Source organism: Mucilaginibacter gossypii (assembly GCF_900100945.1).
Taxonomy (GTDB): Bacteria; Bacteroidota; Bacteroidia; order Sphingobacteriales; family Sphingobacteriaceae; genus Mucilaginibacter; species Mucilaginibacter gossypii.
This window is the reverse complement of record NZ_FNCG01000015.1, coordinates 182,663-194,167: the sequence shown is the minus strand read 5'-3', so window position 1 is coordinate 194,167 and position 11,505 is coordinate 182,663. Positions and strand designations below refer to the sequence as shown.

The 11,505-nt window shown below is 44.9% G+C and carries 7 protein-coding genes; 5 read left to right on the top strand and 2 right to left on the bottom strand.

The window, feature by feature from the left end; translation table 11 throughout:
* The 4 genes from BLS28_RS23365 to BLS28_RS23350 form a co-directional block, all read left to right on the top strand.
* Positions 1-1,056 (top strand): PIG-L family deacetylase (locus BLS28_RS23365; protein WP_176844546.1); only part of this gene is annotated, 1,056 nt, incomplete at its 5' end.
* 202 nt (positions 1,057-1,258) lie between these two features.
* Positions 1,259-2,371 (top strand): acyltransferase family protein, encoded by a 1,113-nt coding sequence (locus BLS28_RS23360; protein WP_091173112.1) that lies wholly within the window; start codon positions 1,259-1,261, stop codon positions 2,369-2,371.
* Position 2,372: 1 nt separating this feature from the next.
* A complete protein-coding gene (locus BLS28_RS23355; RefSeq protein ID WP_091173110.1) occupies positions 2,373-2,918 on the top strand; it encodes a DUF2059 domain-containing protein in 546 nt (181 codons plus the stop codon).
* Between the two features lie 71 nt (positions 2,919-2,989).
* Positions 2,990-5,851: a M16 family metallopeptidase gene (locus BLS28_RS23350; protein WP_091173107.1), complete on the top strand. Its 2,862-nt coding sequence runs from the start codon at positions 2,990-2,992 to the stop codon at positions 5,849-5,851.
* A gap of 160 nt (positions 5,852-6,011) precedes the next feature.
* On the opposite strand, the gene BLS28_RS23345 is transcribed toward BLS28_RS23350, so the two are convergent.
* Positions 6,012-6,683 (bottom strand): hypothetical protein, encoded by a 672-nt coding sequence (locus tag BLS28_RS23345; protein WP_091173103.1) that lies wholly within the window; start codon positions 6,681-6,683, stop codon positions 6,012-6,014.
* 84 nt (positions 6,684-6,767) lie between these two features.
* Between BLS28_RS23345 and BLS28_RS23330 the strand changes: the two genes are divergently transcribed.
* A complete protein-coding gene (locus tag BLS28_RS23330; RefSeq protein WP_256337520.1) occupies positions 6,768-9,746 on the top strand; it encodes a ligase-associated DNA damage response DEXH box helicase in 2,979 nt (992 codons plus the stop codon).
* Positions 9,747-9,812: 66 nt separating this feature from the next.
* Here the strand turns inward: BLS28_RS23330 and abc-f are convergent, their stop codons facing one another.
* The gene (gene abc-f / locus BLS28_RS23325) at positions 9,813-11,402 is read right to left on the bottom strand and encodes a ribosomal protection-like ABC-F family protein (RefSeq protein ID WP_091173100.1); all 1,590 of its coding nucleotides are present in this window, start codon (positions 11,400-11,402) and stop codon (positions 9,813-9,815) included.
* Positions 11,403-11,505 lie beyond the last annotated feature (103 nt).

Genomic DNA, 11,505 nt, shown 5'->3' with positions numbered 1-11,505 from the left:
AATGAGGTTAACAAACCGGTACTGAAACTAACGGAAGAAGATTACAATAACCACGGCATGGCGCAACTTGCAGTAGAGCAGGGGCCAGTATACAATATCAACATTGATATCTTTAACCAGATTCAGCATACCATCACCGGCTGGCCGGGTGGCAAACCGAATGCGGATGATTCACAAAGGCCGGAAAGGGCACTGCCTGCTAAAAAGAGAAGTATCATTTTTTCACCACACCCGGATGATGACGTGATTTCGATGGGCGGTACATTTATCCGTTTGGTAGACCAGGGGCATGATGTACACGTAGCTTACCAAACCTCGGGTAATACCGCGGTTTGGGATGATGACGTGCTAAGGTACATGGAGTTTGCTATCGATTTCACAAAGAGCATCGGCGAAGACACCGCTCATCTTCAAAAGTCATATGAAGATATGCGTGCCTTCTTCCCAACCAAACAACCAAACGAAATTGATACCCAGGAAATCAGAAACGTAAAAGGCTTCATCCGGAAAACGGAAGCGATTTCAGGCGCAAGATACGCAGGCTTACAGGATGATCATATCCACTTCATGGCACTACCGTTTTACGAAACCGGTAAAACGAAGAAGAACTCGGTAGGTGAGGACGATATTCAATTAACCATCGACCTGCTTCAAAAAGTAAAACCACAGCAGATCTTCGCGGCAGGTGACTTTGCAGATCCTAACGGTACGCACCTGGTATGCTTCAAGATCATCTTAGCTGCACTGGACAGGTTAAAAGGTAAAGAAGCCTGGGTAGAAGATTGCTGGCTGTGGATGTACCGTGGTGCATGGCATGAGTTTGAAACACATGAGATAGAGATGGCAGTACCATTGTCGCCACAGGAGGTGATCAGGAAGCGAAATGCGATCTTCAAACACCAGTCGCAAAAGGACAGACCTGTATTCCCTGGTGATGATGCAAGGGAGTTCTGGGTAAGGGCAGAAGACCGCACCCGCGACACTGCCCAGCGCTATGACCGCCTTGGCCTTGCTGAATATGAGGCTATGGAGGCGTTTAAACGATATATGTTTTAAGGATTTGGATTGAACCCTATTGTCTGTGGACGCGGACAATGGGGTTAATAATTGGAGGCCTTGTGCGATTCCCTCCCTTGGGAGGGTGTAGGGAGGGGTTTCATCGATTAGCACTGTTTTTAACAAGGTGTATAAACCCCTCCCTGCCAATGCGCATTCCAAACGCACCCCCCCTTGGGAGGGAATTTCTTTAATGTAGCCTATGACCTCAACTATAACCGAAAAACCAAAACGCCTTTTTTCTCTTGATGTGTTCCGGGGCATTACCATCGCCATGATGATCCTCGTTAATGATCCCGGTGATTGGGGGCATATCTATGCACCGCTCGAACACTCTAAATGGAACGGTTGTACACCTACCGACCTGGTTTTCCCTTTCTTTTTGTTTATGGTTGGCGTATCGGTTATATATGCCATGGAAAGTAAAAAGGCTACGGTATCGCATAGTAAACTCATCCTGAAGGCGCTGCGCCGTACCGTGATCCTGCTGCTGATCCCCTGGATAACTCAACTAATCTTTCACCCCGATACCGGGCTGGCTCATTTACGTTTGCCAGGTGTGTTGCCGCGCATAGCCCTGGTATATTTCATCAGCACGGTGCTTTATCTCAAGACATCGCAAAAAACACGCGATTGGATTTTTGCCATCGCACTTATCGGTTATTTTATCATCATGGCCTTTATCCCCGTACCGGGTGTAGGCTATGCCAATCTCGAACCCGAAACCAATATGGGAGCCTGGATAGACAGGCTGGTATTTACGCCCGATCACCTCTGGCGCGAATCGCATACCTGGGACCCGGAAGGTTTGCTGGGAACTATTCCCGCCGTTGCCACAGCCCTGTTTGGCATTAGGGTGGGCAGCTGGCTAAAACGTAGGGACCGCGATGACAACATCAAAACTAACTGGATGTTTGTTTACGGAATAATCGCGGTTATAGCAGGCTTGTTCTGGGATTTGTTTTTTCCTATTAACAAAGCCTTGTGGACAAGTTCCTTTGTGCTTTATACCGGAGGCCTGGCAACCATTGGGCTGGCTTTATGCTACTGGCTTATTGACGTACAAGGGTACAAACGCTTTACTTATCCCTTTGTGGTATTTGGTGCAAATGCCATAACAGCTTATGTGCTGTCGGGCTTTATTCCGCATTATATGGGGATGATTAAAATAAACGGCTCATCTATTTATCAAACTTTTTTTGCTCCTTATTTTTCACCTGTAAATGCTTCGCTGATTAGCGCTATATTTACGGTGCTCATTTTATGGGTAGTGATGTGGGTGCTCTACATCAAAAAGATCTTTATCAAAATTTAATATGAACCTAAAACTTAAACTTATCGCATTAACAGGAATCATCCTGTTTTCTTTTTCAAGCTTAAAAGCGCAAACAACCACTCAAACTATTACCCAATCACATTTAAAGGCCGCTGAGCAATTGTTAATTTCTATTGGTATAGATAAACAGTTTGGCGGAATGATGGATAATATCATTAGCTCCACAAGTAGTCAAATGCCTGCAGAGCAGCGTACCAAATTCATTGATGTGATGAAAACCTTTATGAGCAAATACTTTACCTGGGATTTGCTTAAAGATAAGATGGCAGCTATTTATGCTGAAGAATTTACTGAAGATGAGCTTAATCAGATTTCTGTGTTTTATAGCTCACCGATAGGACAAAAAGTAAGCTCAAAATTGCCTGCGTTAATGCAAAGGGGGATGATGGTTGGCCAGAATGCCGTTGCAGAACATAAAGATGAGCTAACACAAATGATGCAGGATGCTTTTGGTTCTTCTAACCAGGCTCCGGCTAATCACGCTCCGGCTAAAAAGCCGGCCTCAAAATCAGCTACAAAACATTAATTTTCATAACAATACTTTGTAACTAAGATTTTCGTTTTGCATCTTAGTACCCTGACTATTTAAACTTTATAATGAACCTGAACAAATACGTTCCGCTGGCCCTATTGGCTTTAACACTTTCGGGCGGAAGTGCTTTTGCACAAGTAAAAAAGAAACCTGTTCCGTCGCCTAAAAATAAACCCGGCACCCAGGCCATTGCTGCCAAGAGCGATATATTACCGGTTGACAAGGATGTGATCATTGGTAAATTACCCAACGGCTTAACTTATTATATCCGTGCCAATGTTGAGCCTAAAAGCAGGGCCGAACTTTACCTGGTTAATAAAGCCGGTTCTGTTTTGGAAAATGACGATCAGCAGGGCCTGGCCCATTTTACCGAGCACATGGCTTTTAACGGTACACGCGATTTTCCAAAAAATCAGATGGTTGACTACCTGCAAAAAGCAGGCGTAAAATTTGGCGCCGATTTAAACGCTTACACTTCGTTTAACGAAACCGTATATCAATTACCTCTGCCAACCGATACCGTCAGTGTGTTTGAAAAAGGCTTTAATATACTGGCTAACTGGGCCGGGTATGTAAGTTTTGATCCTGCCGAAATTGATAAAGAACGCGGCGTTGTTTTGGAAGAAGAGCGCCTTCGTGGCAAAAATGCCCAGGAACGTTTACAACAACAAACATTGCCCGTGCTGCTTAATAACTCAAGGTACGCGTTGCGCTTGCCTATAGGTAAAGAAGACATCCTGAAAAACTTTAAGCCGGAAACCATCAAAGCTTTTTACCAGGATTGGTATCGCCCCGATTTGCAGGCTGTTGTTGCCGTGGGCGATTTTGACCCAAAACGTGTTGAGGCGCTCATTAAACAAAACTTTTCACAGCTTAAAAACCCGGCCGCCGAAAAGCCGAGGACAAAATATTCCGTACCTGCAACACCGGGTACCGCGGTAAAAATTGTTACGGATCCGGAGTATCCATACACTGTTGCACAGATAATTGTAAAACATCCCGGCACAGTTACTAAAACTACCGGCGATTACATGCAGCAGGTAAGGGTGCAGTTGTTTAACCAGATGCTTAATTCGCGCATAAACGAGTTGCTGCAAAAACCTAATCCGCCGTTTTTATATGGCCGTACCAGCTATGGTAATTTTATTGGCGACCAGGATGCTTACACTTCACTGGTTGTCGCCAAGCCCGGCGAACTTGAAAAAGCGGTTAAAGCCGTAGTGGCTGAATCTGAACGCGCCCGCAAATTTGGTTTTACCCTTACCGAGCTGGAACGCGCCAAGCAGGATGCGCTGGTTGGTATTGGTAATGCTTACCGGGAGAGGGATAAAACCCCTTCGGCAAATTTTGTACGTGAATACCAGGCTAACTTTTTAACCGGCGAAGCCATCCCGGGTATCAGCTATGAATACAATTTTTATATAGGCAATATCTATAAAGTAAGCCTGGCCGATATGAATGCTATGGCCGGTAAATTTATCAGCGATCAAAACCGTGTGGTGGTAGTACAGGCCCCGGATAAAGAAAAAGCTAATTTGCCCGACGAAAAAACCTTGCTGAACTGGATTGCCACAGGCGGCCAAAATGTAACTGCCTATATTGATAATGTATCAAGTGACCCGCTGCTGGCCAAAGTTCCTGAAGGTACTAAAGTTGCTAAAGAAGAAACAGATGAGGCCCTTGGTACAACCACGCTTACTTTAGGCAATGGTTTAAAAGTGATCTTAAAACCTACTGAATACCGTAACGATCAGATCCTGATAAACGGTTATGCTTTTGGCGGTACATCACTGGCAAGTGACGATGAATTTACGTCGGCAAACCTGGCCTCGTCTATTATCAGCGGTAGCGGTATAGCGCAGTTTAACCAGGGCATGCTTGATAAAAAACTGGCCGGCAAAAACCTGAGTATTTCGCCGTATATCAGTGAGTTTGCACAGGGTATTTCAGGAAATACCTCACCAGCCGATTTTGAAACAGCCCTTCAGTTGATTTACCTGTACTTTACCCAGCCGCGTAAAGACAAAGACATCTGGGATGCCAACATCGATCAAACCAGGTCGATATTGAGTACCCGCGGGCTTGATCCCGGAAGTGTTTACCAGGATACGGTATCGGCTGTATTAAGTAACTATAATTTCCGTGGTATGGTAACTACCTTACCAAGGTTAAATGCGGCAACACTTGATAAAGCTTACGATTTTTACAAAAAACGGTTTGCCGACGCCAGTGGTTTTACCTTTACACTGGTGGGTAATTTTAACATAGAAACAATTAAGCCATACCTTGAGCATTACCTTGGCGGTTTGCCCTCAACCAACAGCAAGGAAACTTATAAAAACATGAATATTGAACCGCCTGCTGGTTTGATCACCAAAACGGTGAATAAAGGGGTAGGTGAAAAAAGCACAGTACAGTTGGTTTTTAGCGGCGATTATGATTACAATGAAGCTAACAATATACAGGTAGATGCGCTGGAAGAAGTACTGAACATTAAACTGATTGAACGGTTACGTGAGCAGGAAAGCGGTGTATATGCTCCCGGGGTAAGGGCCGGCTACCATAAAATTCCGGGGGGGCGTTACACTTTTACCATATCTTTTGGTTGTGCACCCGAAAATGTGGATAAGCTGATCAATGCTACCATGGAGGAGATAGCCAAAATTAAACAGAACGGCGCCTTACCGGCAGATATCCAAAAATTTGTTGCCGAAGAAGCCCGTTCAACGCAGCAGCAGCTAAAGCAAAACGTTTTTTGGGCAGGATATCTTGCCTCTACATCGCAAAACGGCGAAAACCCTGATCAGATCCTGGGGCATGTAAGCAGCCTTGAACAAATAACCCCTCAAAGCACCAAAGATGCCGCCAATAAATACCTGAGCGGTAAAAATTTGATTAAACTGATATTGATGCCCGAAAAGAAATAAGGATAGTCGATATCATAATAAAGAAGGTCTTTCCGTTTCGGGAAGGCCTTCTTTATTTGTAAAGACGCATCACATGCGTCTCCCGCAGGACAGGCGGCTTTACTTAATATCGTGATTTGTATGCCCAGGACGCAATTATATGTTTCTACGTCGAAAAAAATCAATGCATATTCAAATAAGCCACTGCAGTATCATTGGCTTTATGTACTACCACGCCAACGCAACGGCCGCTGCTATCTATTTCAAAAGAAATCCCTTTACCCGGATCGGTGTAAATCTGCACCTTGCCGCCATTGTTGGTATAGGTAGAGGTTAGCTTTAATGCATAGTATTTTTGAACATCCTGTTTGGTTGAACCTACACGTACGCCCTCACCGGTTTTAAACCGCGGCGATGTTATGAGGATCTTTTGTATATGACTTATTGATTCATCCTTACCGCCCATGTTGCGGTGCGAAAAAACTGCGGTACGATAACGGGTAATATCATGTTTGGCAAACCAGACCATCAATGAACTGCCCATGGCCGCGTCGGAGCTATCAGGCTTGCCCAATTGCTTTATCACATTTTGCACATCATCATTTAAAATAATATGCCCGATGCTTTTGCCGGGAGTTATCAGCCAGTCAGAGTGAACGGTGTTGGCCGTATTGGTATCGGATGCCATGGTATGGTGGACGGAGGTATCGTTTTTATTGCCTGAATGCTGGCCTGTGGTATCCCTGGGTACGTGATTGGTATCGGCTAAAGTTGTTTCTTTTTTTGAATTGTTGCCGCAGGCCAAAAGGCAGATGGCTATCGAAATGATTATTAAGCTATTTCTGATCGTCATATTACCATAACCAATTTAATAGTTATTTTGTTGGCTCGATTATTTGTGCAATAACCAAACAACAAAAATTTTGTTAACAGGATAATGATAAGCAAAGGCCAACAGGTTATACAGCAATGGTACATGGAAAAAAACTGGGAGCAGTTCCCTTTCCAGGCCGAAATGATGGAGGCATACCTTGGCGGCTATTCAGGCTTGTTGAATGCTCCCACGGGCAGCGGTAAAACCTTTGCTTTGTTCCTGCCTTTTCTGGCAGGGTTCATCAATACACATCCCGATACCTATAAAACAAAACAAAATAATGGTTTGCTGATGCTTTGGATAACGCCATTACGGGCGCTTACCAACGATATCCGCAAAGCCATGCAGGAAGCCTGCGATGAGATCGGCTTACCATGGCGCATAGCTACCCGCACAGGGGATACCCCTGCTGCCGAAAAACAGGCCCTCAAAAAAAAGCTGCCCGAAGTACTGCTTACCACGCCCGAAAGCCTTCACCTCATGCTGGCCCAAAAGGAATATCCTAAACTGTTTAGTCAGCTGCAGGTAGTTGTAATTGATGAATGGCACGAGTTGTTGGGTACGAAGAGGGGAGTGCAGGTGGAGCTGGGTTTGTCCAGATTAAAGCACCTCACCCCAACCCTCTCCAAAGGAGAGGGAGCCGAAAAGTTAGATACTGAAGTAAAAGAAAAATATCCCGGCTATCATACAACCGATGCTTTGAGCTGGCAGGCAAATATTGATAATGCAAAGTTTATGCGTCATCAACCTACCGAAGCTGAAAATATTTTGTGGCAATTATTGAGAGGTAAAAGGACGGGATATAAATTCAGTAGGCAACATCTTGTGTTGAATTATATGCCAGATTTTATTTGCCTTGAGAAGAAATTGATTGTTGAGGTTGATGGAGGATATCATAACAGCATAGAGCAACAACATTTAGACGAAGAAAGGACAGCATATTTAAATTCACAGGGATATACGGTGCTGAGATATACTAATGATGAAGTGTTGCAAAGTCCTGAAAAGGTAATTGATTCCATTAAGCAATATTTAGAAAAAAGCTCCCTCCCCCTCGGGGAGGGTTGGGGTGCGGTGAAAATCTGGGGCATCTCCGCAACCATTGGCAATCTTGAACAGGCTGCCGAAGTTTTATTAGGAAATGATTTTCCGATGGAACAGGTTAAAATGGTACGCGCTAACCTGGAGAAGAAGCTGGATATCCGGTCTATTATTCCACAGAATATTGAGAATTACTCCTGGGCGGGGCATATCGGGTTAAAGCTGCTGCCCGAGGTGATGGAGATAGTTGCCAAAAGTAAAACAACACTGATATTTACCAATACCCGCTCTCAATCGGAGATCTGGTACCATGCCATTTTGGATAATTACCCCGAGTATGCAGGCATCATGGCTATGCACCATGGCTCATTGGATAACGAGCTGCGCAACTGGGTAGAAGCCGCCCTGCACGCCGAAGCGCTAAAATTGGTGGTGTGCACCTCAAGTTTGGACCTGGGGGTTGATTTTCGCCCTGTAGATACCGTTGTACAGGTTGGCAGTCCCAAAGGTGTTGCCCGTTTTATGCAACGCGCAGGGCGAAGCGGGCACCATCCTGGAGCGACATCTCTGGCTTATTTTGTACCCACGCACTCGCTCGAGTTATTGGAGGGCGCGGCGCTGAAGGAAGCTATTAAGGATAAGATTTTTGAAAGCCGCGATCCGATGCTGCTTACCATGGATGTGCTAATCCAGTACATGGTGACACTGGCCGTGTCTGATGGTTTTTACGCCGATGAACTGTTTAAGGAGGTTAAAACCACCTATGCCTTTGCTGATCTGAGCAGGAACGAATTTGGTCAGCTACTTGATTTTATTACCAGCGGCGGCAAAACGCTTGCCCAGTATGATGAATTTTTAAAAGTTGAGGTCGAAAACGGATTGTATAAAGTAAATAGCCGCAGAGTAGCCATGCGGCACCGGCTTAGTATTGGTACCATTACCAGTGAATTGAGTATCCGTGTTAAATGGTTAAGCGGCGGTAGTCTGGGTACTATTGAAGAGTCGTTTGTATCCAAACTAAGGCCTGGTAATACTTTTTGGTTTGCTGGCCGGAGCTTGGAGTTTGTACGGGTGAAAGAAATGACAGCCTACGTTAAAAAATCCAACTCAACCAAAGGCATCATCCCGAGTTGGAACGGGGGACGCATGCCGTTATCATCGCAACTGGCGGCTGTATTCAGGCTTAAGCTGGATGAGGTGGCGCATGGCATCGAAAAAGATGTTGAAGTTAAAGCTTTGAAGCCGCTTTTTGATTTGCAGCAACAGTTATCGCACCTGCCGCAAAGCCATGAGTTTTTGATCGAGTCATTTAAATCAAAAGAGGGGCACCACTTGCTGTTTTACCCTTTTGAGGGACGATTGGTTCACGAAGGTATGGCATCGCTGCTGGCCTATCGCATCAGTAAAATAAGGCCTGCAAGTTTTTCTATCGCCATGAATGATTACGGCTTTGAATTGCTTACCGACGAAGATATACCTATTGAAGAAGCACTGGAGGATACCGGCTTTTTTTCGATAGATAACCTGATAGATGATATTCAGCACAGTTTAAACGCCAATGAAATGGCCCGCCGCCGTTTCAGGGATATAGCACATATCGGTGGCTTGGTTTTCACGGGTTATCCCGGTCAGCAGGTAAAGAATAAGCATTTGCAGGCATCAACCTCGTTGCTGTTTGAAGTTTTCAGCGAGTATGAGCCGGATAACTTACTGGTACGCCAGGCCTATAACGAGGCTTTAGCCTTTCAATTAGAAGAGTTCAGGCTAAGGGCTGCTTTGCAACGGATCCAAACACAAAATATCATTTTGAAAGTGATTGAGCGACCAACACCTTTCGCCTTTCCGATCATGGTTGACAGTCTTGGCCGGGAAAAACTGACTACCGAGACCATGGAAGAGCGCATAGCCAAAATGGCCCGCAGCTACGGAGCAGAAGGTGTTCCCGAACCTGCAGAGCGGAAAAGCAGAAAGCCGGGGATCACAAGGAAGAAGGGGTTTTAAATAAATGAAAAACAAAAGAGGCCAGCTGTATGCAAAGCAAACGGTGGCCCCTTTTGTTCTATCTTTTTACCTTATCAAAATCTCCTGTTCTACGTTTATCTCCTTTAAAAAATATTCATCGTGGGATACAACGATGAGCGTTCCCCGGTAATCGTTAATAGCTGCTGTTAAAATTTCGATGTTTTGAATATCGAGGTTATTGGTGGGCTCATCCAGGATGATCATATCTGGTGCCTGGTTGCTGATGGTTAATGAACAGAGCATCAGCCGCATTTTTTCGCCGCCGCTCAGTGCGCTGCATGGTTTATCCCAATACTCCTTAGTAAACAAAAACCTGTTGAGGCGAATTTTGATGTCGTGTTCTTGCAATACGCCCGAATTATATTCTTCTGCCTGTTCATAAACACTGAGCTTGTTATTGATGAGTGAATAATCCTGGTCGATATAAATGGCTTTAACCGCCGCGCGTTCTATTGTGCCCGATTGTGGTTTCAGTGAGCCCAACAACATCTTTATCAGCGTTGTTTTGCCCGAACCGTTTGCCCCTTTGATCACCAGCCTTTCGCCGCTGGCGATTTGAAAACTTAACGGCGACTTCCAGAGCTGCTGATCTCCGTATCCAAAGTTGAGGTCCTTAGCGGTAATCAGTACCTTCCCTTTATGTAGTGCCGAATTGTCAAAACCCATCTTCATTTTATCAATATCCGGCAACCGTGTACGCAGCCGGCTTAGTTCCTGTGCGATGGCATCAGTTTTTTCGGCATGGACACCCTTCATCTTCGAGGTGCTTTTTTCGGCGCTGTTTTTAAGTGTTTTCATCATGATGGTTGGCACGCCGGCTTTTTCCTGTTTCTTTTTACCGCGGGCATCCAGCTTTTGCTGCCGTTCAATCGATTCCCTTTCTGTGTCCTTAGCCTTGCGGAGCGCTTTTTCCCTGTTTCTTACATCCTGGTTCAGGGCATCGCTCTCCGCCATTTTTTGTTCGGCATAAAAATCGTAGTTTCCGCCGTAAACGGTTATGCCCCGCTTGCTAAGTTCGCAAACCGTATTAAGTAAGTTGAGTAAGGTACGGTCGTGACTAACCACCACCAGCGTATTATTGGTTGATTGGATATAATTATACAACAGCTCCCTGCTTGAATTATCCAAATGGTTGCTCGGCTCATCCAGCAAAACTATTTCGGGGCGATGAATGGCGATGCCTGCTAAAAATACTTTTGTTTTTTGCCCGCCGCTAAGCGTGCCCATTTTTTGCGAAAGATCAATATCCGTAAGCTGCCAATATATAAACGCTTCCTGGCAGCGTTCCTCAATAGCCCAGTCGTCATTGAGCAGGGTCATATTTTCGTCGGTAACATTGCCTTCAAGGATCTGCTTTACGGCATTTAGTTTATCGGCTATTTGCAGGGCTTCGGCAACGCTAAACGCATTGTACTGTCCAAAAATCTGGGGCACATAATATGGCTTTGAAGTAGTTTTTACTACGCCGCTTGCGGGTTGTAAGTTTCCGGCTAATATTTTAAGCAGGGTTGATTTCCCGGTACCGTTGTTGCCTATCAGGGCAATTTTATCGTTTTTATTGACTACGAGATCTATACCGGCAAATAAAAGATCACGGTTAGGGTGTATATAAGTGATATCGTGCAGAATAAGCATAATTTCTTTCTTTAAAGCGTGAATAATTACAGCATGCGTTGTGGTAACGGCGCTGTTTATCTGTCCTGAAAGAAATTATTTATCACATAAAGGGAATGGTTGG

Bases quoted from the DNA above. Each gene is read 5' to 3' on its own strand.
- BLS28_RS23360 (WP_091173112.1), top strand. From the start codon at position 1,259: ATGACCTCAACTATAACCGAAAAACCAAAACGCCTTTTTTCTCTTGAT.
- BLS28_RS23355 (WP_091173110.1), top strand. From the start codon at position 2,373: ATGAACCTAAAACTTAAACTTATCGCATTAACAGGAATCATCCTGTTT.
- BLS28_RS23350 (WP_091173107.1), top strand. From the start codon at position 2,990: ATGAACCTGAACAAATACGTTCCGCTGGCCCTATTGGCTTTAACACTT.
- BLS28_RS23345 (WP_091173103.1), bottom strand. From the start codon at position 6,683: ATGACGATCAGAAATAGCTTAATAATCATTTCGATAGCCATCTGCCTT.
- BLS28_RS23330 (WP_256337520.1), top strand. From the start codon at position 6,768: ATGATAAGCAAAGGCCAACAGGTTATACAGCAATGGTACATGGAAAAA.
- abc-f (WP_091173100.1), bottom strand. From the start codon at position 11,402: ATGCTTATTCTGCACGATATCACTTATATACACCCTAACCGTGATCTT.